The sequence below is a fragment of the Bacillus sp. CZDM1 genome, from assembly GCF_055502545.1.
In genome coordinates, this window is the sequence record NZ_JBUESO010000006.1 from 311,856 (window position 1) to 337,427 (window position 25,572).

The 25,572-nt window shown below is 39.0% G+C and carries 23 protein-coding genes and 4 tRNA genes; 2 read left to right on the plus strand and 25 right to left on the minus strand.

The features are described 5' to 3' along the window. Window positions 1-4 precede the first annotated feature (4 nt). The 7 genes from yycF to ACY3XC_RS16505 form a co-directional block, all read right to left on the minus strand. The gene (gene yycF / locus ACY3XC_RS16475; RefSeq protein WP_464869506.1) at window positions 5-715 is read right to left on the minus strand and encodes a response regulator YycF; all 711 of its coding nucleotides are present in this window, start codon (window positions 713-715) and stop codon (window positions 5-7) included. 165 nt (window positions 716-880) lie between these two features. Further along, entirely contained in the window at window positions 881-2,341 is a 1,461-nt protein-coding gene (locus tag ACY3XC_RS16480) for a peptidoglycan DD-metalloendopeptidase family protein (protein WP_464869507.1), read from the minus strand. A 389-nt stretch (window positions 2,342-2,730) separates the two neighbouring features. Beyond that, window positions 2,731-2,803, minus strand: a tRNA-Phe gene (locus ACY3XC_RS16485). Between the two features lie 7 nt (window positions 2,804-2,810). After that, a tRNA-Asp gene (locus tag ACY3XC_RS16490) sits at window positions 2,811-2,887 on the minus strand. A gap of 64 nt (window positions 2,888-2,951) precedes the next feature. Next, window positions 2,952-3,023 (minus strand) — tRNA-Glu (locus tag ACY3XC_RS16495). A 90-nt stretch (window positions 3,024-3,113) separates the two neighbouring features. Next, a tRNA-Lys gene (locus ACY3XC_RS16500) sits at window positions 3,114-3,189 on the minus strand. Window positions 3,190-3,315: 126 nt separating this feature from the next. After that, window positions 3,316-4,608: an adenylosuccinate synthase gene (locus ACY3XC_RS16505; protein ID WP_179157927.1), complete on the minus strand. Its 1,293-nt coding sequence runs from the start codon at window positions 4,606-4,608 to the stop codon at window positions 3,316-3,318. Window positions 4,609-4,803: 195 nt separating this feature from the next. On the opposite strand from ACY3XC_RS16505, the gene ACY3XC_RS16510 reads away from it, so the two are divergent. Next, window positions 4,804-5,709, plus strand: coding sequence for a nuclease-related domain-containing protein (locus tag ACY3XC_RS16510; RefSeq protein ID WP_464869508.1), 906 nt, complete (start codon window positions 4,804-4,806; stop codon window positions 5,707-5,709). Window positions 5,710-5,953: 244 nt separating this feature from the next. Here the strand turns inward: ACY3XC_RS16510 and dnaB are convergent, their stop codons facing one another. From dnaB to ACY3XC_RS16565, 11 genes are all read right to left on the minus strand, one after another. Further along, window positions 5,954-7,303 (minus strand): replicative DNA helicase, encoded by a 1,350-nt coding sequence (gene dnaB / locus ACY3XC_RS16515; protein WP_133369863.1) that lies wholly within the window; start codon window positions 7,301-7,303, stop codon window positions 5,954-5,956. Between the two features lie 186 nt (window positions 7,304-7,489). Next, complete coding sequence (gene rplI / locus ACY3XC_RS16520) at window positions 7,490-7,939, minus strand: 50S ribosomal protein L9 (RefSeq protein ID WP_179157924.1); 450 nt, start codon at window positions 7,937-7,939, stop codon at window positions 7,490-7,492. Beyond that, window positions 7,936-9,909, minus strand: coding sequence for a DHH family phosphoesterase (locus ACY3XC_RS16525; protein WP_464869509.1), 1,974 nt, complete (start codon window positions 9,907-9,909; stop codon window positions 7,936-7,938). The genes rplI and ACY3XC_RS16525 overlap by 4 nt, the downstream gene beginning before the upstream one ends. A 23-nt stretch (window positions 9,910-9,932) precedes the next feature. Next, complete coding sequence (locus ACY3XC_RS16530) at window positions 9,933-10,880, minus strand: YybS family protein (protein WP_464869510.1); 948 nt, start codon at window positions 10,878-10,880, stop codon at window positions 9,933-9,935. Between the two features lie 154 nt (window positions 10,881-11,034). After that, window positions 11,035-11,277 carry a 30S ribosomal protein S18 gene (rpsR, locus tag ACY3XC_RS16535; RefSeq protein WP_063255175.1) on the minus strand — a complete coding sequence of 81 codons (243 nt, stop codon included), beginning with the start codon at window positions 11,275-11,277 and terminating at the stop codon, window positions 11,035-11,037. A gap of 54 nt (window positions 11,278-11,331) precedes the next feature. Further along, on the minus strand, window positions 11,332-11,859 hold the full coding sequence (gene ssb, locus ACY3XC_RS16540; protein ID WP_464869511.1) for a single-stranded DNA-binding protein: 528 nt from the start codon (window positions 11,857-11,859) through the stop codon (window positions 11,332-11,334). Window positions 11,860-11,927: 68 nt separating this feature from the next. Beyond that, window positions 11,928-12,215, minus strand: a complete 288-nt coding sequence (gene rpsF / locus ACY3XC_RS16545) for a 30S ribosomal protein S6 (RefSeq protein WP_179157920.1) — start codon at window positions 12,213-12,215, stop codon at window positions 11,928-11,930. A gap of 177 nt (window positions 12,216-12,392) precedes the next feature. Further along, entirely contained in the window at window positions 12,393-13,493 is a 1,101-nt protein-coding gene (gene ychF / locus ACY3XC_RS16550) for a redox-regulated ATPase YchF (RefSeq protein WP_179157919.1), read from the minus strand. A gap of 134 nt (window positions 13,494-13,627) precedes the next feature. Further along, the gene (locus tag ACY3XC_RS16555) at window positions 13,628-15,625 is read right to left on the minus strand and encodes a molybdopterin-dependent oxidoreductase (RefSeq protein WP_464869512.1); all 1,998 of its coding nucleotides are present in this window, start codon (window positions 15,623-15,625) and stop codon (window positions 13,628-13,630) included. Between the two features lie 75 nt (window positions 15,626-15,700). Further along, window positions 15,701-15,898, minus strand: a complete 198-nt coding sequence (locus ACY3XC_RS16560) for a DUF951 domain-containing protein (RefSeq protein ID WP_095247385.1) — start codon at window positions 15,896-15,898, stop codon at window positions 15,701-15,703. Between the two features lie 15 nt (window positions 15,899-15,913). After that, window positions 15,914-16,798: a mechanosensitive ion channel family protein gene (locus ACY3XC_RS16565; protein ID WP_464869513.1), complete on the minus strand. Its 885-nt coding sequence runs from the start codon at window positions 16,796-16,798 to the stop codon at window positions 15,914-15,916. Between the two features lie 303 nt (window positions 16,799-17,101). Here ACY3XC_RS16565 and yyaC point away from each other — a divergent pair, with 303 nt between their 5' ends. After that, window positions 17,102-17,719, plus strand: a complete 618-nt coding sequence (gene yyaC / locus ACY3XC_RS16570) for a spore protease YyaC (RefSeq protein WP_464869514.1) — start codon at window positions 17,102-17,104, stop codon at window positions 17,717-17,719. A 56-nt stretch (window positions 17,720-17,775) separates the two neighbouring features. Here the strand turns inward: yyaC and ACY3XC_RS16575 are convergent, their stop codons facing one another. The 7 genes from ACY3XC_RS16575 to mnmE all read right to left on the minus strand — a co-directional run bounded on the left by ACY3XC_RS16575 (window position 17,776) and on the right by mnmE (window position 25,481). Then, window positions 17,776-18,501 (minus strand): DUF554 domain-containing protein, encoded by a 726-nt coding sequence (locus ACY3XC_RS16575; RefSeq protein ID WP_464869515.1) that lies wholly within the window; start codon window positions 18,499-18,501, stop codon window positions 17,776-17,778. A gap of 113 nt (window positions 18,502-18,614) precedes the next feature. Continuing rightward, window positions 18,615-19,472 carry a ParB/RepB/Spo0J family partition protein gene (locus ACY3XC_RS16580; protein WP_179157914.1) on the minus strand — a complete coding sequence of 286 codons (858 nt, stop codon included), beginning with the start codon at window positions 19,470-19,472 and terminating at the stop codon, window positions 18,615-18,617. Continuing rightward, entirely contained in the window at window positions 19,465-20,226 is a 762-nt protein-coding gene (locus ACY3XC_RS16585) for a ParA family protein (protein ID WP_179157913.1), read from the minus strand. Before ACY3XC_RS16585 ends, ACY3XC_RS16580 begins: the two co-directional genes overlap by 8 nt. A 218-nt stretch (window positions 20,227-20,444) precedes the next feature. After that, entirely contained in the window at window positions 20,445-21,329 is an 885-nt protein-coding gene (noc, locus tag ACY3XC_RS16590) for a nucleoid occlusion protein (protein ID WP_464869516.1), read from the minus strand. Window positions 21,330-21,439: 110 nt separating this feature from the next. Then, window positions 21,440-22,156 (minus strand): 16S rRNA (guanine(527)-N(7))-methyltransferase RsmG, encoded by a 717-nt coding sequence (gene rsmG / locus ACY3XC_RS16595; protein ID WP_464869517.1) that lies wholly within the window; start codon window positions 22,154-22,156, stop codon window positions 21,440-21,442. Window positions 22,157-22,183: 27 nt separating this feature from the next. Then, window positions 22,184-24,073, minus strand: coding sequence for a tRNA uridine-5-carboxymethylaminomethyl(34) synthesis enzyme MnmG (mnmG, locus tag ACY3XC_RS16600; RefSeq protein ID WP_464869518.1), 1,890 nt, complete (start codon window positions 24,071-24,073; stop codon window positions 22,184-22,186). Window positions 24,074-24,095: 22 nt separating this feature from the next. Beyond that, on the minus strand, window positions 24,096-25,481 hold the full coding sequence (gene mnmE / locus ACY3XC_RS16605; RefSeq protein ID WP_179157909.1) for a tRNA uridine-5-carboxymethylaminomethyl(34) synthesis GTPase MnmE: 1,386 nt from the start codon (window positions 25,479-25,481) through the stop codon (window positions 24,096-24,098). Between the last annotated feature and the right edge of the window lie 91 nt (window positions 25,482-25,572).

Consider the following 25,572-nt stretch of genomic DNA (forward strand, 5'->3'; position numbering starts at 1 on the left):
AACATTACTCCTGATCAGGGTTACGCAAATAGTAGCCCACGCCTCTACGAGTGACAATCCAAGTAGGATGGCTAGGGTTATCTTCAATCTTTTCACGTAAACGGCGAACCGTTACATCCACTGTTCGAACATCTCCGTAATAATCATAGCCCCATACGGTTTGCAGAAGATGTTCCCTTGTCATTACCTGTCCAATATGCTTTGCCAAATAGAAAAGCAGTTCAAATTCACGGTGGGTTAATTCAATCGTCTCCCCTCGTTTTGAAACGACATAGGCATTTGGATGGATGGTAAGTGAACCAATTTCAATTTCATTTGTTTCCACTTCCTCATCTGTCTGAGCAATGACAACCTGATGTCGACGCAGATTCGCTTTTACTCTGGCGATTAATTCCCTCGTACTAAAAGGTTTTGTTACATAATCATCTGCACCAAGCTCAAGGCCTAATACCTTATCTATTTCCGAATCCTTTGCCGTCAGCATAATAATCGGCATGTCATATTTCTTACGAACTTCGCGGCAAACTTCCATTCCATCTTTTAAAGGCAGCATAATATCTAAGAGAATTAAGTCTGGCTGAACTTCTTCTACCATCTGGAGAGCCTCGTTTCCATCATAAGCACTGTAAACATCATAGCCCTCTTTTTTTAAGTTAAATTGCAAAATATCCGCAATCGGTTTTTCATCATCCACTACGAGAATTTTCTTTTCCATACCCATTGCTCCTTTGTTTTTAAAATAATCTATTGATAAAAATAATAAATGGCATTTCTACTCTAATTTACTTTACCATTGTTTCTGTTGTAATTCATCTATTAGTAGTATTTAACACGAAAAGAGCCTCTAGTACGAGTAGAGACTCTTTTGTATAATGTGGAATTATTGATGTACATAATTTAAGGGATTTTGAAGCGCTCCATTTTTGTATACTTCAAAATGTAAATGGACACCAGTAGAGTTTCCAGTTGAGCCCATTACACCAATAGCTGAGCCTTGAGAAACAGTTTGCCCTGCACTTACACTGATCGTTTCAAGATGGGCATACACGGTACGTAAACCATTTTGGTGATCAATCACGATTTTGTTACCATAGCCGCCATTATAGCCTGCAGATACAACTTTACCATTATCAGCAGCTTTAATGGTTCGATTGCTTGGTCTTGCGATATCAATCCCCTTGTGGTTCTTTCCCCATCTGTAGCCTTGCTTACTAGAAATATAACCGCCAACAGTAGGCCATGCAAGGTTTCCGGTGCCACGTGAAGGAATGACCTTTGTTCCTTTTACAACAATATGAGCAACCGGTTCCGTAAGGACTTTCTCACTTGTTACTACACTGCTGGTGGTTGCTCCATTTTCCGTCGAAATTTTATAGGTAACAGACCGCTCTCCATTTTTACCTTCTTGCTTTACTTTTGTTTCGCCTTTTGGCATAGTCTCGTCATTTACGGTTTCATTGGCAAAGGCTATTGCTTCTTTTCGATTTTCTTCTTTTTCCACAATGATTTTAACAAAAGGCTTTAATGCTGTAACATTAACCTCTTGACCAATTTTCACTACAGTATCTTCTGTAAGTCCAGGATTTAAAGCAAGAAATTGGTCTAATGCTAATCCATGGTTATTGGCAATCGTTCCTAGAACATCGCCTTCATTAACTACATACTTCTTTTCTTCTAACGTACCTTTTTGTAAAAAGGTAACTGCTTCTTCAGCTGACAAAATTTCTTCAGGTGAAACTTTTTCTGAATCGAATGAAACATTTTCTGCTACTTTTACGTCTATTATTCGAGTTTCATTATCTTTCAAGGGTTGTAATTCAGTTTCTGGTGCAGCTTTTCTAGCTTCTACTTCGTCTAGCTGCGCTTGAGTTACATAGGCAAGTTTAAGTCTTTTCATAACATCTTCTGCAGTCTCTTGGTTTTCTAAGAAAACAACAGGCTTTCCGTCAATGATAATGGCGGAAGCTTCGGCTTGAATCTGGATGGTACTATCAAGTTTTTGAATAGTTTCTTTATCATTTGCTGTTGAATGAAAAACCTGTTCCTTTATGTACTCAATGTTTGAGCCCAAATTTAAGTCCATATCCTTAATGGATTCTCTTAACTGGTTTTCCTTTTCTTCGACAATGTTTTCAACAACCGCTTTATCAGAAACAGTTCCTATATATTGTTGATCATGGTATACATGGTAAACAGTCGTTAAATTGAACGAACCTGAAGCACTTGCAGACACGCTGCTGAATAGTAGTGCAGAAGCCGCAAACGCTGTCATAACAGCTGTTTTCAAAGATTGTTTTTTCTTTAATTTACTTGATTTACTTCCTTTATTATGAAATAACATTGGAATCCTCCTAAATTACGGAAACAACTCTCTTAATCTAGTGCTTTATAACTACAAAAGAAATTTCCCTCTTTTTCTACTCTATAACTTTAGCATATTTTCAAAATGAATAACGATTAGTCTTGATAATGTAACAAAATTGTATAATAGCTGACATTTTACTACAAACATAGGAGTTTGAAGCAGAAGAATTCTATGCATTTTCTCCTATTTTCATAGGTAAAAGTTATTATATCAACATTTCTAGCAGGTGATATTATATGACCACATTTTACATAATGGGACAGGCTTCGCCAAAATCATGTAAATAATTGGATGTTTTATTACGATAGCTTTACGCTTGTAACAAATAAAAAAGAAGCCTACATCTGCAAGCTTCTTTTTTATTATGGCTCAGGACGGAATCGAACCGCCGACACAAGGATTTTCAGTCCTTTGCTCTACCGACTGAGCTACTGAGCCACTATGATGGCGGTCTGGACGGGACTCGAACCCGCGACCTCCTGCGTGACAGGCAGGCATTCTAACCAACTGAACTACCAGACCATATGATATTGATCGTCAGCAAGCAACCGGACTTGCCGATGTTTTGCCAACAATCAAACGCCAATGACCCCTACGGGATTCGAACCCGTGTTACCTCCGTGAAAGGGAGGTGTCTTAACCACTTGACCAAGGGGCCATAAATTGAAAGTTATTTTGCTACCGTGAAAGGAAAGTTATTTTTCGCTATCGCGAAAATAACTTGGTTGTTTTTCTTCAAAAAACAACATGGTGAGCCATGAAGGATTCGAACCTTCGACCCTCTGATTAAAAGTCAGATGCTCTACCAACTGAGCTAATGGCTCGTCTTAAAACGTCTCATTTGTGACGACGCTTTTTATAATAACACGGCTTGTACGTAAAGTACAATACTTTTTTTATAAAAGTTTTTTAAAAGTGAAAGCCCTCAGAAATTGAGGGCTTTCATGTGATTAAATTTGTCTCCAAGGACTGCGAACAACATTTGTTTGATTGCGGTCTGGACCTACAGAGAAGGTAGTTAATGGAATTCCAGTAAGCTGCGTTACCCGTTCAACGTAATGACGTGCATTTACTGGCAGTTCATCTAATGATTTAACTCCTGTAATATCCTCAGACCATCCTGGAAGCTCTTCATAGACTGGTTCACACTCCGCTAACACCTTAAGGCTGGCAGGATATTCCGTAATCAGTTCACCTTTGTAGCTATAGGCTGTGCAGATTTTTAACGTCTCAAGACCAGACAATACATCAATGGAATTCAGTGATAGGTCCGTTAAACCGCTAACACGACGTGCATGGCGAACAACCACACTGTCAAACCAGCCAATTCGGCGTGGACGTCCAGTTGTTGTACCGTATTCACGGCCAACTTCACGAATTTGACTGCCAATTTCATCATGTAACTCAGTTGGGAATGGTCCGTCTCCTACGCGAGAGGTGTAGGCTTTACAAACACCCACAACGTGGGTAATTTTCGACGGGCCTACGCCAGATCCAATTGTAACTCCTCCTGCAACTGGGTTCGATGAAGTAACAAATGGATACGTACCTTGGTCAATATCCAACATAACTCCCTGAGCGCCTTCAAATAAAACCCGTTTGCCCTCATCCAAGGCATCATTTAATACTACTGATGTATCACAAACATATTGTTTAATTTGCTGTCCATATTCGAAATACTCATCCAAGATCTCTTCTTTTGTAAAACCTGTTGTCTCATAAATGCGTTCAAATAGTCGATTTTTTTCAGCTAGGTTTCGTTCAAGCTTTTCTTCAAAAACATCACGCTCTAGGAGGTCAGCAATTCTGATTCCAACACGTGCTGCTTTATCCATATAAGCAGGGCCGATTCCTTTTTTAGTGGTTCCAATTTTATTGGCACCCTTACTTTCTTCCTCAACAACATCAAGTTTTAAATGGTAAGGAAGGATAACATGCGCGCGGTTACTAATGCGAAGGTTATCAGTTGTAATCCCTTTTTCGTGTAGATAAGCAAGCTCTGCAACAAGTGCCTTAGGATCGACAACCATTCCATTGCCAATCACGCAAACTTTCTCCTTATAAAAAATCCCAGATGGAATAAGGTGTAATTTATATGTTTCACCGTTGAATTTAATGGTATGACCTGCGTTATTCCCACCTTGATATCGAGCAATTGCCTCTGCATTTTCGGAAAGAAAATCGGTAATTTTACCTTTTCCTTCGTCTCCCCATTGTGTACCAACTACCACTACTGACGTCATATAGGCACCTCCAAATTAAATACGTTTTTCTTTTTCCACACACAAGTTTAACAATTAATACAGGTAAAAGTCAATAAAACACGAACGATTTATATAAACTTATTAAAATATGTTCGTAAAATATTAATTTATGAATCTAGCTTGTAAGTAGGCTTGGTTTTTCATAAAATAGGTATTAGAGGAAGGAAGTGTTATATGATTTTTAAACAGAGGCCAGAACCATTGGAAGTAGTACTTAATCGCCTTTTAAATACTAGAATGGATTTTTCTGAGAATGGTAAAAAACATTTTTGGGCAATCAGTAAAGGGTATGAAGGCGAGGTAAAAAGCGATATTTGGCTGCTAAATCTTACTGATAATTGGTTAGTTCTACATGACTTATTACTTGAATATAGCCAATCCATTTTTCAAATTGATACGTTAATCATTGCTTTTGAGAAAATTTATCTATTAGACGTAAAAAATTTTGAAGGCGATTACGTTGTCAAAGATGATAAATGGTATAACCCCGCTGGTGTCCTGCAAAAGAACCCATTACACCAACTTGAACGCTGCGAAACCTTACTTAAAAAATTGCTGCACGACTTAGGAAATCATTTTGCAATTGAATCCTATCTAATCTTCAACAACCCCGAGTTTCATTTATATACACCCTCAACCCAACCCGACATTATTTTTCCAACACAACTTAACCGCTTTTTAAAAAAGTTAAATACAGGATCAGTAAAACTAAACAAAAAGCATTTTCAATTAGCAGAGCAGTTAGAAAGTCTGCATAAAATTGAATCTCCCTATTCGAAATTACCTCAATATAACTTTGAAAAATTGAATAAAGGTATGACTTGCTGCAACTGTAATAGCTTTTTAACTGACATAACACTGATATGTAAGAACTGTGGATGTATAGAGGAGGCTGAGTCAGCTATATTAAGAAGTGTGCACGAATTTAGCTTGCTTTTTCCAGATAAAAAAATTACGACAAATACTATTCATGATTGGTGCGGCATAATAAAGTCTAAAAAAACAATTAGACGAATTTTAACAAAAAACCTTGAACTAATAAGACATAGTAGATCATCTTATTACAGTTTAAAACAGTAATTTTTTCTATTCGTTACCGTCTATCTACCTTTTCAGCCTGAACGGGCATGAATAACCTCTATTCGTTACCGTTAACCTTCTTTTTCAGCCTACGCGGGCACGAATAGCCTCTATTCGTTACCACCGGCCTCCTTTTTCAGCTTGAATAGGCACGAATAGCCTCAACATTACAAGCCTAGCTTTGTAGAGTCAACCAATCTATCAAAAAAAAGCCAGCCAAAGGTTTGGCTAGCTCTCAAAAAAGTTATGCACTTGGATCGTACCTGGTTTCGAGGTTTACGAATTTATTGTATTCTTTCACAAAGGCGAGTGAAACGGTGCCGGTTGGGCCGTTACGCTGCTTAGCGATGATGATTTCGATGATGTTTTTATTCTCGGATTCTTTATCGTAGTAATCATCACGGTATAGGAAGGCAACGATATCGGCATCCTGCTCAATCGAACCGGATTCACGGATATCGGACATCATCGGACGTTTGTCCTGACGCTGTTCCACACCACGGGAAAGCTGCGATAGGGCAATAACAGGAACCTTAAGTTCACGCGCTAATTGTTTTAGGGATCGGGAAATCTCTGAAACCTCCTGCTGACGGTTCTCACCTGAACGACCACTACCTAGGATTAACTGCAAATAATCGATTAGGATCATGCCTAAACCATGCTCTTGCTGCAGGCGACGGCATTTTGAACGGATATCACTGATTCTAACCCCAGGTGTATCGTCTATAAAAATCCCCGAATTTGACAGACTCCCCATGGCCATCGTCAGCTTACCCCAGTCATCATCTGTTAGGGAACCTGTACGCAGCCTTTGAGCATCGATATTTCCTTCCGAACAAAGCATACGCATAACAAGCTGTTCTGCACCCATCTCTAGACTGAATATGGCCACATTTTCACCCGTTTTTGTCGCAACATTGGCAGCAATGTTCAAGGCAAAGGCTGTTTTACCAACGGAAGGACGGGCCCCAACGATAATTAAATCATTACGCTGGAAACCTGCTGTCATCCGATCCAATTCAGCAAATCCAGTTGAAATACCGGTAATTTCTCCAACACGGTTATGCATTTCTTCTATATTGTCATACGTACGTACAAGGACATCTTTAATATTGTGGAAGGATCCAGCATTTTTCCGCTGCGCTACGGCAAGAATATTTTTTTCGGCCTCGCTTAAAAGTGCTTCGACTTCATCTTCACGAGAATAACCATCTGAAGCAATCTCTGTGGCTGTTCGTATTAATCGTCTTAACAAAGACTTCTCTTCTACGATTCTCGCATAATACTCAATATTAGCGGCTGTTGGAACAGAACTAGCCAATTCACTTAAATAACTCACTCCGCCTGTATCTTCAATTAGCTTTGCTGCTGCTAACTCCTCGGTTACCGTTACAAGATCAACGACCTTACCTTCGTCGTTCAGCTTCAACATAGCATTAAATATCTTTTGATGCGAAGCACGGTAAAAATCTTCAGGTATCAAGATTTCTGTAGCCACAGTTAAAGAAGAGGGCTCTAAGAAAATCGCACCTAAGACAGCTTGTTCAGCTTCAATATTTTGCGGTGGCAGACGATCTGCATATAAATCATTCATCTATCAAAAACCTCCTATTTTGAAGAGGATATTATATATATTAATAGTATTAAACCTAAATATGTTCATAATAAAGAAAAGTGACCAGCCTCAACCGATCACATCACTCACTTTAAGAAAAAGAAACTAACTTTTTCCCTTAACTTTTATTATTTTAACATGTTTATCTAAAATTTGAACTGGAAATTAATTTACTTCTTTTACATGAACGGTTAACGTTGCTAAAACTTCATGATGAAGCTTAACTGGAACCTTTGTATGTCCTAGGGTACGAATCGCATCTGATAATTCCATTTTGCGTTTATCGATTTTAATACCGTGTTTCTTTTGAAGTTCTTCCGCAATTTGCTTTGTCGTAATTGAACCAAAAAGGCGGCCGCCTTCACCGGCTTTTGCGGATAGCTCAACTGTAGTTTTTTCCAACTGTTCTCCTAGCTTTTTAGCTTCTGCAAGCTCTTCTGCTGCACGTTTGTCTTCCTTTTTCTTTTGACCCTCAAGCGTACTGATGTTTGCATTACTCGCTTCAATAGCAAGGCCTTGCTTAATTAAGAAATTTTGCGCATATCCATCCGCAACATTTTTCACTTCACCTTTTTTACCTTTACCTTTTACATCTTTTAAAAAAATTACCTTCATTCTTTTTTCCCACCTTCAAAATATTCTTCAATCGCAAGCTTTAATTGTCTTTCTGCTTCTATTACGGAGATCCCGGTCAACTGGGTGGCTGCATTTGTCAGGTGCCCGCCGCCTTGAAGCTTTTCCATAATAATTTGGACATTTACATTTCCAAGCGATCTCGCACTAATTCCAATCAGCCCTTCATTTCGTTTCGCAATCACGAAGGAAGCCGCTACACCATCCATAGTCAGAAGTGTATCCGCCGCCTGGGCGAGAAGGACCTGATCATGAAGATCCCCTTCTTCCCCTTTAGCAATCGCAATTCCATCGCGGTAAAAAAACACCGATTCGATTAACTTAGCGCGCTTAATATACGTATTAACGCTTTCTTTTAAAAACTTCTGAACCAGGATGGTATCTGCCCCTTGGCCGCGTAAATAGGAAGCGGCATCGAAGGTTCTAGCACCTGTTCGTAAAGTAAAGCTTTTCGTATCTACCACAATTCCTGCGAGCAGTGCCGTTGCCTCTATCATTTCTATTTTACCGCGTTTCGGCTGGTATTCAAGAAATTCGGTTACAAGCTCCGCAGTGGAGGAAGCATATGGCTCCATATAAACAAGAACTGGATTTGTAATAAATTCTTCTCCACGGCGATGATGGTCAATCACCACAACATTATCAATTTTATTAAGCAGTCGTTCTTCAATAACGAGTGCTGGCTTATGGGTATCGACGATTACTAACAATGTTTTTTCTGTTGAGATTTCCAATGCCTCTTCTGGACCTATAAATCGAGAAAATAATTGCTCTTGATGGCGAATTTCTTCCATAAGCCTATGAACAGCGCCGTCCATTTCTTGAGGGTTCAAAACTATGTAGGCATCCTTTTGATTCATTTGAGCAACCTTGTAAATGCCAATCGAAGAACCAATAGAATCCATATCGGGATTTTTATGACCCATAATAATCACTTTATCACTTGCGGTAATTAGATCCTTTAATGCATGGGAAATAACGCGTGCACGCACCCTTGTCCGTTTTTCAACTGGATTTGTTTTGCCGCCAAAGAATTTCACTTTGCCATTAGGATGTTTGATGGCTACCTGATCACCGCCTCTACCTAGGGCTAAATCAAGGCTTGATTGCGCTAATACGCCTAACTCAGGCAGGGATGGTGTCCCGGCACCTACACCAATACTGAGTGTGAAGGAGATATTCTGCTTAGAAGTCATCTCTCTAATTTCATCAAGGACAGTAAATTTTCCTTTTTCGAGAAGCAGCAAGATCGCCTCATTAAAAACAGCAATAAACCGTTCAGAGGAAATCCTTTTAAGAAAAATACCGTTGTCCTGGGCCCACTTATTTAGAGTGGAAGTAACCATATTGTTGATGCTTCCACGCATTTGATCATCCATACCTTGTGTGAGTTCATCGTAATTATCTAAGAAGATAATCGCAATAACGGTCCGCTCATCATGATACAGTTTTTCAATTTCCTTTTGTTCGGTCACATCAAAGAAGTAAAGAAGTTTTTCCTCGCTTTTAAGAATGACGCGGAACTTTCTCCCGTGCAAGGTAATGATTTCTGTTTCTACTTCTTGTTTAATTAATGGTATTAACGTGTCAGCTATTTCATAAAGAGATTTTCCAATAAGGGTATCTTCATCAAAATAGGAGGAAAGAAAGGGATTGGTCCACTCTATAGAATACTCATCATTAATGAGCATAATTCCAATCGGCATCTCCATCAGCGCTTCTTCGCCCACCCTTTTCACTCGGTAGGAAAGGGTTGAGATATAATCTTCCATCTCTTTTCTTTGGCTAGTTTCAATGACTATCATATAGTACAGCGGCGGGATGATGAGAAATAACCCAACCAAGCTGAGTATCCAGTTATAGTAGGACAGGACAATGAGCAGCACCACTGTAATGCCTATTAGCCCGTAAAAAGGGTAACGAATCGAGCGTTTTTCAATAAATGCAGGCAATTTTTTCAGCTCCTAAACAGTAGTCATCTCTCTTTTTTCGTAAAGCCCTTTCGTAAATCAAAGCCTAAGTCAATTATACCTAATATCCCTACAATATAAAGGAAAATTGGAATGATGAAAGAGACAATCGCTATTGTTATAGAAATAGCTTTTGAAATACCCTTTTGGTCGAAGTAATAAAATATAAACGTATATCCTTGCAGGACTATTAGGAATTGCAGGATGTAAGTCATATTGATAATTGCCATATACCAGAAGGTACCTTCTTCAGGATTCATAAACATACTGAGAATTAAAGTAAGAAGAAAATAATATAATATGCTTTTTGGTAAGGAAATGTCTTTAAAGCTTTTCCACTTTTCTATCTTAACCCCAAATCTCTTAATAATCGGAAACGATACGAGCTGCATGATGAATACGATGAAAAAGGAAGAGAGCACAAATAAAGTTGGGATTAAGGTTTTAATTAAGTTTAATCCATTATTAAATTGCTCCAATACCTTTTCCGAGTCTTGCGCATTCCCGAAGTTCTTCAGTAAATCTGAGGAAACATTGAGTGATTCACGCATCATTTCAATCATTTCGGTAATCATATCTACTTTAAAAAGAACAATACTTGATACGTAAATAATAATTAAATTGACTAAAAAGACCAGCGTACCTGCGATGAATAGAATACCCATATTCTTTTGTTTTTGAATAAGGTACCCGATTACGACTCCCGTTGTTCCATAGGCAAGTGTTAATGGAAGCGACATAATACTTCCCACAATGAATGATAGAAAAAGGGAGGCGATGATAAAAACAAAAATACTTTTCCCATCATTCTTGGCCGCAAAAAGCATGAATGGCACAGCTAAGAATAAGTTTACGACCATCCCAAGAAACGGAACATAGATGGTAAGTAATAATAGAACGGCAAAGGCTGCTAAAAGGATAGCACCTTCTGTTAATTTACGAACATTTTTCACTGCTTCACCCCAATTAATTCAAAAAACCCTATTTCTTAATTTTAGCTAGATACGCGCTGCTATTCAACAAATCTGCAAGATAAAATAAAAAGACAGCCAGGGAAGTTCCCTGCTGTCTTATACTATCGCCCCTGAACAAGGCGCTTACGCTTTATTATTCACCTGCAACGAATGGTAATAATGCCATTTGACGTGCACGTTTGATTGCAACTGTTAGTTTACGCTGATATTTAGCGCTAGTACCAGTTACACGACGTGGTAAAATCTTTCCACGCTCAGAGATAAACTTTTTAAGTAAATCTACATCTTTATAATCGATGCGAGAGATACCATTTGCTGTAAAATAGCACACTTTACGGCGCTTCGCGCGTCCGCCTTTACGTCCTCCACCTGCCATGAAAATTCCCTCCTTCATTACTGTTATTTTCAAAACGTTCATTCAAAGTTTACTTTAAAATGGTAAGTCATCATCGGAGATGTCTATCTGACCGTTACCTGCGAACGGATCATCATCCACTTTAGTAAAACCTTTGTTATTATTATTATTGTTGTTTTGATACTGACGTTGATTCTGATTGCCGCCGCCATAAGGATTTCCTTGTGGTTCTCTTGGTGGGGCACCGAAATGATCATTGTCGCTTCTTCCGCCGCCAGAGGAGTTTTTAGGTTCTAGAAATTGGACACTTTCTGCCTGAACTTCTGTAACGTAAACACGCTTACCATCTTGTCCTTCATAGTTGCGGGTTTGAATGCGGCCATCCACTCCTGCAAGGCTGCCCTTTTTCAAGAAGTTTGCCACATTTTCAGCTGGTTTACGCCAAACAACACAATTAATAAAGTCTGCTTCACGCTCACCTGCCTGACTAGAAAACGGACGGTTAACTGCTAAAGTAAAGGTAGCAACAGGAACCCCATTTGGTGTATAGCGCAAATCGGGATCTTTTGTTAAACGGCCAACAAGCACGACACGATTCATCATCAGAATCAACTCCTTTTTTTCTCGGCGAATGTTCCATGTGAAACATTCTGACCAAAAATATATTTATATTAAGCTTCTTCTTTAATTACTAAATGGCGAATGATATCTTCGCTGATTTTCGCAAGACGAGAAAATTCTTGTACCGCGTCAGCTGAAGATGTAGTTTTCACGATTTCGTAATAACCATCACGGAAATCGTTGATTTCGTAAGCTAAACGACGCTTACCCCAATCTTTTGTTTCAGCAGTTTCCGCACCGTTTTCAAGAAGAATTCCGTTGAAACGCTCAACAAGAGCTTTTTTCGATTCATCTTCAATATTTGGGCGGATGATGTACATGATTTCGTACTTATTCATCACAGTCACCTCCTTTTGGTCTAAACGGCCCATTTGGGCAAGGAGCAATTATTCATTACTCACAAGGTAAAATTTTAGCACAGTTAATCAGGAAATGCAAGGTTGTTCACAAATTCTAGTTTTTTCCCTAGCTAGTCTCTCCATGTAAAAAGCCTTGCAAACGCAAGGCTGATCATTTTACACATTGAAACGGAAGTGAATGACGTCTCCATCTTTTACTAAATATTCTTTTCCTTCTAACCGGACCTTTCCTGCTTCCTTCGCGGCATTGTGACTTCCTGCTGCTAATAAGTCATCATATGAAACCGTTTCGGCACGAATAAATCCGCGTTCAAAGTCAGAGTGAATGATACCCGCACATTGTGGAGCCTTCATTCCGTTTATAAACGTCCACGCTCGAACTTCTTGCACACCCGCTGTAAAGTAGGTAGCTAATCCAAGTAAGTTATAAGCCGCACGTATTAATTGATCAAGTCCAGATTCTTCAATTCCAAGCTCTTCAAGGAACATTTGCTTTTCTTCGCCCTCGAGTTCAGCAATTTCTTCTTCAATCTTTGCACAAATCACGATTACTTCAGCATTATCTGCCGCTGCAAACTCACGAACCTTTTGAACATATTCGTTTTCTGATGGATTTGCTACATCATCTTCACCAACGTTTGCTACATAAAGAACTGGTTTAATCGTCAAAAGATGAAGCATTTTTGCGATTTTCAGCTGTTCTTCAGTAAACTCAACCGTCCGTGCCGGCTTTTCAGCTTCAAAAGCATCACGAAGCATAGAAAGCACTTCAAACTCAGCCGCCGCCTCTTTATCTTTTTGCTTCGCTAGTTTTTCAACTCGGCTTATACGTTTCTCAACAGATTCCATGTCAGCAAGAATTAACTCTAAGTTAATGACCTCAATATCTGAAATAGGATCAACTTTCCCTGAAACGTGGGTAATATTATCATCTGCAAAGCAGCGGACAACCTGACAAATTGCGTCTACTTGACGAATATGTGATAAGAATTTATTTCCTAGTCCTTCACCTTTACTTGCACCCTTTACAATTCCTGCAATATCCGTAAACTCAAATGCAGTGGGAACTGTCTTTTTCGGCTGAACAAGCTCCGTCAATTTATTAAGACGGTGGTCTGGTACTTCCACAATCCCAACGTTTGGATCAATCGTACAGAACGGATAGTTAGCTGATTCAGCTCCAGCCTGTGTGATTGCATTAAATAATGTAGACTTCCCGACATTCGGTAAACCTACAATTCCTGCTGTTAAAGCCATAACATTCACTCCTCTAGAAATCACATCTATTTTATTAAAAATAAGTACGAAATTAATTAAAAATGCCTCTCACAATTATAGGCATTAGTTATTAAAAAGACAAGAACAACAAAAACTGGCGCCCGAGTCACCAGTTAGTTAATTTTTTCAATATTTACAAGACAATCATATAAGGTACTGCCTAGTCCATTATCGGATTCACCGCTTGAGGTTAAGGTATTTACAGAACCGCCAAACTTCTTCCAAATCCCTTCATCGATATTTATCGTGTTTGGGTGGGCTTTAGGCAAAATAGCGAGATATCCTTTCACCTCGCCACGATCATTCCATACTCTTACAAAGTCCCCATCTTTAAGATCCTTGTCAGCCGCAATATTCCCTGCCACTTCTACCTTCAGTTGAGGTTCCTTTGGAAAAAGATGATAATTTTGAGAGTGATTTGATCTTAATGGATGGATGGTTAATAAGTTATATGGAAACTTCTCAGCTAGGTCGGGATTGTTCCATTTTGATTCTTCAGGAACGGCTAATTTCAACTTACCTTCTTCACCCTTATTCATAGATGTAAATTCATATTTCCCAGAAGCCGTTTTAAACTGAAAATCCTCCCATGGAACTCGCTTTACCGGCAATTCAAGAGCACTTTTCTCTTTAAGTTCATCTAACGTTTTTCCCTTTTCAGCTAACGACTCAAGAGACAATTCCAACAACTGCTCTCTTGAAAACTTAAAATCATCACCAAATCCTAGTCTCTGTGCAAGCTGTGTCCAAATCCATAAATCCGACTTTGCTTCTCCAGGGGCTGAAATGAGTTTCGGACCATAGTTCACATAATGATGATACATAGAAGAATAATAAATATCTTCTTCTTCAAATGATGTTGTAGTTGGCAGCAGATAATCAGCATGCTGCGCTGTATCCGTCATAAATTGCTCAATAACCACTAATGTCGAAACAGACGCAAAGGCTTTTTCTACGATGGATGAATCTGGTACCTGTGTAAGCGGATTGCCACAGGTGACGATAATCATCTTAATTTCTGGATCAATGGCAGCGAGTACTTCCTCCGCTTGCTTCATAATCGAAAACTGTCTATGGCTGGTCTTGCCATCACTCATTGTTAAATTAGCAACATCAAAGCTTTGACCTACTTGGAGATTTGCATAATTTGCGCCTCCGCCTAGAATTCCAATATTGCCGCTTACCGCTACAAGAGCATCAATCAAACGGATCGTATTCCCGCCGTTTTTGTAACGCTGCAGGCCAAGTCCCATAAAAGTCGCTGTTGGTTTATCTGTAAAGACCTTTGCTAAAGAGTGGATCGTTTCAATTGGTACTTCTGTCATTTCACTGATTTTTTCTAAAGAAATAGTATCAATAAGGTTTTCTAAATCCTCAAAGCCATACGTATATTGGTCAATAAACCCACGATCTTCTATTCCTAATCGGAGAATTTCCTTTATGATACCGGCAGCAAGTAGACCATCCATTCCAGGTTTTACTGATATATATTCGTCTGCTATTTTTGCAGTTGCATTATATAGAGGATCTATTACATAAATTTTCAGACCATTTTTCTTTGCTTCTAGTAGCTTTTCATAAAAGTGCATGTTGGTCCGCGCGACGTTTCTTCCCCAAATAATAATGTTTTTACTATTTAGGATATCGTCTGGTTCATGACCATAAGCATCACCAAAATCCCACTTTTGTGCCTCAATTCCCGCACCCCAGCAAAGTGATCCATAAATTTCTGTAACGCCGCCATAACCATTAAAAAATCGTTGATCTAGACTTTTTAGTATCCCGTTGTTTGCATAATCATGACTATGGAGGACAGCAGTGGAACCATATTGTTCTTTAACTTCCTTCAACTTAAGTGAAATTTCATCAAGTGCTTGGTTCCATGAAATTTGCTTAAACTCTCCATTCACCTTTTTTAAGGGATATAGAATCCGTTCAGGAGAATTGGTCCTTGTTTCGAGCATTCTTCCTCTGCCGCAAATTTTCCCCTTGGTAATTGGGTGCGAGGGGTCACCTTCGACCTTTATTACTTTATTATTTTCAATCGTTACAAGAAGACCACAGCTGTCCCAGCAATTTAAAGGACATGCTGATTTCAGAACTTCAGCCAAATTCCCTCACCCCCAAAATAATCTATCTACTTTTTTAATAGGATAATATATTTAAGCCAAAAAAAGAAGCATGAACTACTGTTCATGCTTCACCAATATTTTCTTCATTTTCCGGGAAAACTCACGCCTTGGGATCATTACACTATGATCACAGCCTTCACATTTAATGCGAATATCCATCCCCATGCGAATAATTTTCCAGCGATTGGTCCCACATGGGTGCTGTTTCTTCATTTCAACAACATCATTTAACCCAAATTCTTTTTCCTCCATTGAAATCCTCTCCTTCTAAACACCAGGTTCAGTGATATTTCCAGAATTCTTTGCGTACATGACCATACGTGGATATGGAATTTCAATTCCATGCGCATCTAAACATTCTTTAACATCTCTTTTAATATTCCTTGTAACACCCGCATGCTTCATTGGCAGTGTTTCAGCAACAATTCTTAAAACAACCTCTGATGGTCCTAAGGTTTGGACACCTAAAAGCTCAGGTGCCTTCGTTAATTCTTCGTATTGATCCGGCATTTTTTCAAGCAAATCCCTGATGACCTTTTGCGTTTTTTCGATATCTTCTTCATATGCCACAGAGATATCAATAATGGCAAGGCTATTATTTAATGAGAAATTTGTTACCTGAATAATGCTTCCATTCGGCAGGATGTGGACTTCTCCTGTCCAGCTTTTCAACTTGGTTGTTCGTAAACCAATCGTTTGAACGGTTCCTTCAAATTGGTCTATTCGAACGTGATCACCAACTGAAAACTGATCCTCAAAAATAATAAAGAAACCGCTGATTACATCTTTGACAAGACTTTGCGCTCCAAAACCCACGGCGAGTCCGACAACCCCAGCCCCAGCAATCAGCGCTTTTACATCAATGGTTAAGACAGAAAGAATCATCATAAAAGAAATAAAATAGACAACGTATGTAAGTACATTATCGAGAAGCTTTGATAATGTTTCTTCCCTGCGTTCGGAAGTCTTAAGTGGAGACCGCGTTCTTATTTTGAAAACATTATCAATGGCCATACTGCCTAACTTAATAAGAATTTTAGCAACGATCATAATCGCAATAATCTTAAGTAAACCTTCCCCTATAGCGAGCCACGTATCTTCATTTTGGAATTTATCGATAAATCTTTGAATAATCCTTTGAGTAGAACTCATTTAAACACCCTTTCCCTTTACCTGATGAATCACACTTATTTTACCAAGTTTCCTTTGTACTTTATAGTATTGTGAATTATTCATTTTTTCAACTGGAATTCTTTGCTTGACTACGTATAGATTTTCGAAATATTCCGTATACTGTTAAAAAGAAAAGCGGAAGCGCCTTGACCAGGGGCGACAGGCATAAGACGAGCCGGCGAGAAGGTTGCTCTTTAACCTTCTTGACGGATTGGCTTATGACCCCGAGCCTCTAGGCGCTGCAGCTAGACAAAAAGCAGTCAAAGACCGAGGAGTGGACTTATGAATCTGATACCTAGTTTCTTGGATAGGAGGGCTAATACGCAGCGAATACCTCATGATGATTTTCAAGCTGTTGAAAATCTTTCAATGGAGCTCTTAAGGTTCCTGCCAAGGAATGCGGAGCGGCCAATCGTTTTTGTTTGTATTGGAACTGACCGCTCAACCGGAGATTCACTAGGACCACTTGTAGGATCACTACTAGAGGAAAAGGACATTTCTTCCTTTCATGTGTATGGTACTCTAGATGAGCCCATTCATGCTGTAAATCTAACTGAACGTTTGCAAGAAATAACGATAAAACATCTTGATCCCTATATTATTGGGATTGATGCCTGTTTAGGACGAATGAAAAATGTTGGAGTGATCCAGGTAGGTGATGGTCCGGTTAAACCTGGTGCTGGTGTCAATAAAGAGCTTCCCGCCGTTGGAAATATCCACATAACGGGGATCGTCAACGTAAGCGGCTTTATGGAGTTTTTTGTCTTACAAAATACACGGCTTAACCTGGTTATGAAAATGGCAAAAACAATCGCAAATGGAATTTATCAGGCAAGTATTCTTCATACAAAAGGAAGACTGCAAGAACTTGCACAGCAAGAGCAGAAAAAATCCAATTAAAAGAGCAATCTGGAATAACTCCAATTGCTCTTTTGTTTTTACAAAACTGTAAAATATTACAAGTAAAGATTATATAGATAGAGAATCGTCACGATAAGCCCTGTCACGACAATAGCAGGGAGGAGGTTTGCTACCTTTATTTTCACTAGTCCTGTTAGATTCAGACCGATAGCGAAAATCATAACACCGCCTGTCGCTGTCATTTCAACAATGAACTGGTCCATCAACAATTGTGGAATAAATGTATTAATTTGAGTGGCAAACAAGGCAATAATGCCTTGATAAAGCATAACAGGAATGGCAGAAAAAATAACACCAATCCCTAAAGTAGTCGTTAAAATAATAGACGTAAATCCATCGATGAGCCCTTTTGTATACAAAACATCATGATCACCGCGTATTCCGCTATCCAGTGCTCCTATTATTGCCATAGCGCCAATAACAAAGATCAAGGTTGCTGTAACGAATCCCTCAGCAATACTGCCTTTTCCAGCAGCTTTTCCGTTAGAACCTATTTTCTTTTCCAGCCAAAGCCCAAGTTGATTCAGTTTTTCCTCCAATTGCATAAGCTCCCCAAAAACAGCTCCCATAACCAAACTAATAATCACAATTAGGAAATTTTCACTTTTCAATCCCATTTGTAAGCCTAGGACAATCACTGATAGGCCTATCGCATACATGACTGTTGTTTTCATGCTTTCCGGAATTCTGTTTAAAAGTCTTCCAATTAACACTCCAATTATGATTAGTACTCCATTTACAAGTGTTCCTAATAAAAACATTGTCTATTCACCTATTCTTCGCATCTCGAAATTTATAATAGTATTAAACTATCATTTTTAAGCAGACTTGAAAAGTTATTTATTTTCAAAAAAATAAACCATCCTCTGATGGTTTAATAAGCTTCTTCCTTGCTTAGCATTTCTAGAATCCGTTCTAAATCTTCTTCAGAGAAAAATTCAATTTCAATTTTTCCTTTATTTTTGGATTTCTTAATGTTTACCGTCGTACCAAAGCGTTCGCGAAGAGAGTGTTCACGCTCCTGGATAAACACATCCTTTTTCTTTTCTGGCTTTTTTGTTTCACGTGGAACATTTTCATTTAATTGTTGGATAAGTTTTTCCAGTTGGCGGACATTCAACGATTCCTGAATAATTTTATCAACTACAGCTGGCAGCTTTGCCTTTTGTCTTAGCCCTAGGAGTGCTCGGCCATGTCCCATTGAAATTTTCTCGGTTGAAATTAACTCTTGAATCTTAGCAGGTAGAGAGAGAAGACGGATATGATTGGCTACATGCGGGCGGCTTTTTCCTAGACGCTTTGCTACCTCTTCTTGGGTAAAATTTAACTTTTCCATTAACGTTTGGTATGCTTGTCCTTCTTCAATCGCGTTTAGATCTTCCCGCTGAAGATTTTCCAATACTGCTAATTCCATCATTTGCTGCTCTGTTAACTCTCTAACCACGGCTGGAACAGTATCTAGTTTTGCTTCCTTAGCAGCTCGAAAGCGTCTTTCTCCGACAACAATTTCATACCCTTTTATACTTTTTCTTACCACAAGAGGCTGGAGTATTCCATGCTCTAATATAGAAGCCTTTAACTCATCAATGGCCTCTTGTTGGAAGGTTTTCCTAGGCTGGTAAGGATTTGGACGCAATTCCTTTAAACTAATTTCCTGGACAGTCTCTTCCTTACCGGCTTCGATATTTGTAAAAAACGCATTTATGCCTTTTTTTCCTAAACCTTTAGCCATTTGAGACCACTTCCTTTGCTAGATCTAAATAAACTTCTGCCCCACGAGATTTTGAATCATAATTAATAATTGGTTCACCATGACTCGGAGCCTCACTTAGACGTACATTTCTTGGAATAATGGTTTTATATACTTTGTCTTGAAAATACTTTTTAACTTCTTCGATTACTTGAATGCCTAGATTGGTTCGGGCATCGAGCATCGTTAATAATACGCCTTCTATTTTCAAGTCTTGGTTTAAGTGTTTTTGTACTAATCGCACTGTATTTAGTAACTGACTCAAACCTTCTAAAGCATAATATTCACATTGAACAGGGATTAACACAGAGTCAGAAGCAGTTAAGGAGTTAAGCGTCAATAATCCTAATGAAGGCGGGCAATCAATAATAATATAATCAAATTGATCCTTGACTTCTTCAAGAGCCCGCTTTAATCGGACTTCTCTTGAGATAGTAGGTACCAGCTCAATCTCTGCTCCTGCTAGCTGAATAGTAGCTGGTATAGCATATAAATTCTCTACGGATGTTGGTTTTATAACATCCTTTGCTTCCACATCATCTACCAAAACATCATATATACACTGTTCTACTTCTGCTTTTTCAATACCAATTCCGCTTGTTGCATTCCCTTGTGGATCAATGTCTACTAATAAAACCTTTTTCCCAATGTATGCTAAGCAGGCGCCTAGATTGACAGAGGTCGTTGTCTTTCCAACTCCGCCCTTTTGATTCGCGATTGCAATGGTTTTGCCCACGATGTCACCTACCTTGTTTCAATTAAAATACTAAATTTTAGTCATATAAACTAGTAAAACTAGTAAATTAAAATTTCCATGCTATTTATTTTATCATGAAACTGATTTATTGTTATTTTTTTTGAAAAAATATTAGTGAAGATAATAACAGGATTGCCATTATTTCACAAAAATAAAAACCAAACTATTTAAAAGTCTGGTTCCATTTTGTGATTATTTTATTTTTTCTTTGGAATTTTTATTGTAAATTGATAATAATCTTCAAATTCTTCTTCTTCCGAGTCGAGATTAATCCCGTTATCAGAAACCATAGTTAACGATTGCCTTATGGTATTTACAGCAATTCTCATATCCTTTGAGAATGCTTTCCTTTTTGGCTTTGGTTTTTGGTTCTTTTCTTCTAAGATCCTGGCAACTCTGTCTTCTGTTTGCTTTACATTAAGATTCTTTTCGATTATTTCTTGTAAGAACAAAACCTGTTTCTCAGGATCTTTAAGTGGAATAAGTGCTCGAGCATGCCGTTCTGTTATTTCTTTATTTAACAAGGATTCTTGAATAAGCTGTGGCAGCTTTAAAAGTCTGAGCTTATTTGCAACGGTTGACTGACCTTTTCCGAGACGCTGAGCAAGCGCTTCTTGCGTTAAGTTGTGCAGTTCAAGAAGCTTCCCATAGGCAATTGCCTCTTCAATAGGCGAAAGTTCCTCCCGCTGCAGGTTTTCAATTAAAGCAACAGAAGCGGTTTCTGTGTCTGAATAATTTTTTATGATTGCTGGTGCTTCCTCCCAGCCCAGCTTCTTCATGGCCCGGTAGCGGCGCTCACCGGCAATAATTTCATAATTTCCTTCAAACTGCCGCACTACAATTGGCTGAATGATTCCGTGAGTATGGATTGTTCGTGATAATTCCTCTATTTTTTCATCATCAAATACGGTTCGAGGCTGAAAACGATTTGGAACAATACTATCAATCGGAATCCTTTTTATTTCCTCATTTTTTACAGCATCCAGCTCTTCTTCTAACTCCGTTTCAAGCTCTTTCTCTAACTCAACCTTTTGATCTCCTTTTTCGCCGAGGCCAAAAAAGCGTGAAAACGAATTCTTCATCCCCAACACCACCTTTACGAAACTCCCTATTACTTATTTCGCTATCAAACTGTTTTCTTCCTGCCAAAACCCGTTGATTATTTCAACAAAATAATCCACTCTTAACTCGATTATTCAATGGGCATTTTACCAGGTGTCCCTGGTTTTCGCGGATATTTTTTCGGCGTTTGCTTTTCTTTTTTAATCACAAGGATATTTCTTTCACTTTCTTCCATCGGTAAAGTGAAGGTAAACATCTGCTCTAGTTTTCCCCCAAGTGTACTGATTGCCTTCTGTCCAACACTTAATTCATCATTCGCATGAGCTGCCTTCATCGCGACGAAATGTCCTCCCACTTTCACAAGAGGAAGACAAAGTTCACTAAGAACTGACATTCTAGCAACGGCTCTGGCTGTCACAAGGTCATAGGACTCCCTATGGGACGGATTAACCCCAAAGGTTTCAGCGCGATCATGAATGAAGTGGACCTTTTCCAATTTCAATACATTTGCTAAATGATTTAAAAAGGAAATTCGCTTATTTAATGAATCAACGATTGTCACTTCTAAATGAGGAAAGGCGATTTTTAATGGAATACTTGGAAATCCTGCACCTGCACCGACATCACAGAGATGAAGGGGCTTCGTGAAATCAAAATAAAACGCAGCAGATATGGAATCATAGAAATGTTTTAAATAGACATCACCTTGTTCGGTGATGGCCGTTAGGTTCATTTTCTCATTCCATTCAACCAAGGTATGAAAGTATTTCTCAAATTGATCTAGCTGCTCATCGCTAAGGGTAATCCCCTTCTCAAGAAGCATGGCTTTGAATTGTTCGATGTTCATCAGCAAAACTTCCTCTTTTTAAAAAAATTATGAATTACTTGTTTTTGCTATTCTTCCTTGTTCTAAATAGATAAGGAGGATTGAGATATCGGCTGGATTTACTCCAGAGATCCTTGAAGCTTGGGCAAGTGATAATGGTTTGATTTGTTTTAAATTTTGCTTTGCTTCATTTGCAAGTCCTGATATGGAATCATAATCGATATTTTCAGGGATTTTCTTGTTTTCCATCTTCTTTAAACGTTCAACCTGCTGAAGCGATTTTTCAATGTATCCTTCATATTTAACTTGGATTTCTACCTGCTCTTTAATGTCCTGATTTAATTCCAGCTCACTAGGTGTCAGCTTTTCAATGTGTTCATAGGACATTTCAGGTCGTTTTAATAAATCTGCAGCAAGGATTCCATCCTTAAGCTCACTGCCGCCCATGCTTCGGATTAACTCTTGAACTTCTGTTGATGGTTTTATGCGGACCGATGAAAGTCTTTCTTTTTCCGCCTCAACCGCGTCCCTTTTAGCTAAAAATCTTTGATAACGCTCCTCTGGTATCAGACCAATTGAGTGACCAATTTCCGTTAACCGTAAGTCAGCATTATCATGGCGTAGTAACAAGCGATACTCCGCTCTTGATGTTAACAAACGATACGGTTCACTTGTTCCCTTTGTGATTAAATCATCAATTAACACACCAATATAGGCATCTGAACGACTAAGAATTAACGGTTCTTTTCCAAGTGCATTCAATCCAGCATTAATACCAGCCATAATACCTTGTCCCGCTGCTTCTTCATATCCGGAGGTACCGTTAATTTGACCGGCTGTAAAGAGATTTTTTACAACCTTTGTTTCAAGTGTCGGCCAAAGCTGAGTTGGATCAATCGCATCATATTCAATCGCATATCCAGATCTCATCATTTGAACATTTTCTAATCCTGGAATGGATCTAAGGAGCTGCTGCTGGACATCCTCAGGCAGACTAGTGGATAAGCCTTGAACATAAACCTCATGTGTATTTCTTCCTTCTGGCTCAAGGAAAATTTGATGGCGCGGCTTATCATTAAAACGAACCACTTTATCTTCAATCGATGGACAGTAACGCGGACCTGTTCCTTTGATCATTCCGGAATACATCGGTGAACGATGCAGGTTTTGATCAATTAACGTATGCGTTTGTTCATTCGTATAAGTTAACCAACATGGCAGCTGGTCAGTAATATATTTAGTCGTTTCATACGAGAATGCTCTCGGAACCTCGTCGCCCGGCTGAATCTCTGTTTTGCTGTAATCAATCGTATGACTATTAACCCGTGGCGGAGTTCCTGTCTTAAAACGGACCAACGCAAACCCAAGTTCTTCTAAATGCTCAGATAACTTGATAGATGGCTGTTGGTTATTAGGGCCGCTTGAATACTTCAATTCTCCAAGGATAATTTCACCACGAAGATACGTACCCGTCGTAATAATAACTGTTTTTGCGCGGTAAATGGCACCTGTTTTTGTAATGACCCCTACACAAATCCCGTCCTCAACAATCAGTCTTTCAACCATACCTTGAAGGAGTGTCAGGTTTGGTGTGTCTTCAATCGTTTTTTTCATTTCAGATTGATAGTCAACTTTATCTGCCTGTGCCCGCAATGCACGGACTGCAGGACCCTTTCCAGTATTCAACATTCTCATTTGAATATGTGTTTTATCTATATTTTTCCCCATTTCCCCGCCTAGTGCATCTATTTCCCGGACAACAATTCCTTTTGCAGGTCCGCCAATCGATGGATTACAAGGCATAAAGGCAACCATATCAAGGTTAATGGTAATCATTAATGTTTTTGCACCCAATCGTGCCGCCGCGAGGCCCGCCTCACAGCCAGCATGTCCGGCACCAATGACCACAACGTCAAAATTACCTGCTTCGTATGACATCTCTTTCCTCCCTCTACTAAAGCTATTTTCCCAAACAGAACTGTGAAAATAGCTGATCAATTAAACTTTCGTGGACACTATCGCCGATTACTTCACCAAGCAATTCCCAGGTCCTTGTAATATCTATTTGAACGATATCAATTGGAGTTCCCATTTCTACTCCAGCAATCGCTTCTTCTATTGTATGCAAACTTTGGCCAATCAAAGCAATATGGCGGCTGTTCGATAGATAGGTCATATCACCAGCGTCAATTGTCCCTGCAAAGAACAAGGAGGATATTGCTTCCTCAAGCTCATCCACGCCACGGTCCTCTAATAATGAGGTAGTGACAATTTTATGCTCTCTTGCCAATTCCCTTACACGATCCATATCAATTCGCTGCGTGAGGTCTGTCTTATTGACAATGACAATCACATCCATGCCTTTAACAGCCTCAAAAAGATTTTCATCCTCTTTTGTAAATTTATCAGCATGATTTAACACTAACAAGATTAGATCGGCTTCTTTTAAAACTTGTCGGGATTTTTCAACTCCGATTCTTTCAACAATATCTTCTGTTTCCCTTATTCCTGCCGTGTCTAACAGTCTAAGCGGCACTCCGCGTACATTGACATATTCCTCAATAACATCACGGGTTGTTCCAGGTATATCTGTGACAATAGCTTTATTTTCCTGTACAAGACTATTTAATAACGAAGATTTTCCAACGTTTGGGCGGCCAACAATGACCGTCGAAAGTCCTTCACGCAATATTTTTCCTTGCTGAGAAGTTTGCAGCAATTTTTTTAGTTCATCACGAACATACATGGCTTTTTCTAATAGCATTTTATGAGTCATTTCTTCGACATCATCATATTCAGGATAATCGATGTTCACTTCAACATGTGCGAGTACCTCTAAAATTTCCTGGCGCAATCCCCTAATTAATTTTGATAATCGCCCTTCCATTTGGCCCAATGCTACATTCATAGCCCGATCTGTTTTGGCTCTAATCAAATCCATTACAGCTTCTGCCTGAGATAAATCTATCCGTCCGTTTAAAAATGCTCGTTTCGTGAATTCACCTGGTTCTGCCAGCCGAGCCCCATAGGCTAATACATGCTGCAGTACTCGATTAACGGAAACAATCCCGCCGTGACAATTAATTTCCACTACATCCTCTTTTGTAAAAGTTTTTGGGCCCTTCATAACTGATATCATTACTTCTTCAATCACTTGCTCATTCTTAGGATTGATTAAATGTCCATAATGGATCGTATGTGTCGGAACTTCTATCAACCTTTTACCACCGATGCTTCGAAAAACTTGATCCGCAATTTTAATGGAATCATCGCCACTCAATCGTACAATTGCAATTGCTCCCTCACCCATTGGTGTCGATATAGCAGCTATCGTATCAAATTCCATTACTTTCACCACTCTTTTTAAAATTAATCTATATATATATAAACGTTATTTTGCACCAAATTATTAGAATACCACAGAATCGTCATCTGAA

What these genes read in the sequence shown, in the direction of transcription:
- noc (WP_464869516.1), bottom strand. Translation starts at nt 21,329, where the DNA reads ATGAAGAATTCGTTTTCACGCTTTTTTGGCCTCGGCGAAAAAGGAGAT.
- rplI (WP_179157924.1), bottom strand. Translation starts at nt 7,939, where the DNA reads ATGAAGGTAATTTTTTTAAAAGATGTAAAAGGTAAAGGTAAAAAAGGT.
- dnaB (WP_133369863.1), bottom strand. Translation starts at nt 7,303, where the DNA reads ATGAATGATTTATATGCAGATCGTCTGCCACCGCAAAATATTGAAGCT.
- rpsR (WP_063255175.1), bottom strand. Translation starts at nt 11,277, where the DNA reads ATGGCAGGTGGAGGACGTAAAGGCGGACGCGCGAAGCGCCGTAAAGTG.
- mnmE (WP_179157909.1), bottom strand. Translation starts at nt 25,481, where the DNA reads ATGGAATTTGATACGATAGCTGCTATATCGACACCAATGGGTGAGGGA.
- ACY3XC_RS16510 (WP_464869508.1), top strand. Translation starts at nt 4,804, where the DNA reads ATGATTTTTAAACAGAGGCCAGAACCATTGGAAGTAGTACTTAATCGC.
- yyaC (WP_464869514.1), top strand. Translation starts at nt 17,102, where the DNA reads ATGAATCTGATACCTAGTTTCTTGGATAGGAGGGCTAATACGCAGCGA.
- rsmG (WP_464869517.1), bottom strand. Translation starts at nt 22,156, where the DNA reads ATGAACATCGAACAATTCAAAGCCATGCTTCTTGAGAAGGGGATTACC.
- ACY3XC_RS16565 (WP_464869513.1), bottom strand. Translation starts at nt 16,798, where the DNA reads ATGAGTTCTACTCAAAGGATTATTCAAAGATTTATCGATAAATTCCAA.
- ACY3XC_RS16505 (WP_179157927.1), bottom strand. Translation starts at nt 4,608, where the DNA reads ATGACGTCAGTAGTGGTAGTTGGTACACAATGGGGAGACGAAGGAAAA.
- mnmG (WP_464869518.1), bottom strand. Translation starts at nt 24,073, where the DNA reads ATGTCATACGAAGCAGGTAATTTTGACGTTGTGGTCATTGGTGCCGGA.
- ACY3XC_RS16480 (WP_464869507.1), bottom strand. Translation starts at nt 2,341, where the DNA reads ATGTTATTTCATAATAAAGGAAGTAAATCAAGTAAATTAAAGAAAAAA.
- ACY3XC_RS16560 (WP_095247385.1), bottom strand. Translation starts at nt 15,898, where the DNA reads ATGGAGGAAAAAGAATTTGGGTTAAATGATGTTGTTGAAATGAAGAAA.
- ACY3XC_RS16575 (WP_464869515.1), bottom strand. Translation starts at nt 18,501, where the DNA reads ATGTTTTTATTAGGAACACTTGTAAATGGAGTACTAATCATAATTGGA.
- ACY3XC_RS16580 (WP_179157914.1), bottom strand. Translation starts at nt 19,472, where the DNA reads ATGGCTAAAGGTTTAGGAAAAAAAGGCATAAATGCGTTTTTTACAAAT.
- ssb (WP_464869511.1), bottom strand. Translation starts at nt 11,859, where the DNA reads ATGATGAATCGTGTCGTGCTTGTTGGCCGTTTAACAAAAGATCCCGAT.
- ychF (WP_179157919.1), bottom strand. Translation starts at nt 13,493, where the DNA reads ATGGCTTTAACAGCAGGAATTGTAGGTTTACCGAATGTCGGGAAGTCT.
- rpsF (WP_179157920.1), bottom strand. Translation starts at nt 12,215, where the DNA reads ATGAATAAGTACGAAATCATGTACATCATCCGCCCAAATATTGAAGAT.
- yycF (WP_464869506.1), bottom strand. Translation starts at nt 715, where the DNA reads ATGGAAAAGAAAATTCTCGTAGTGGATGATGAAAAACCGATTGCGGAT.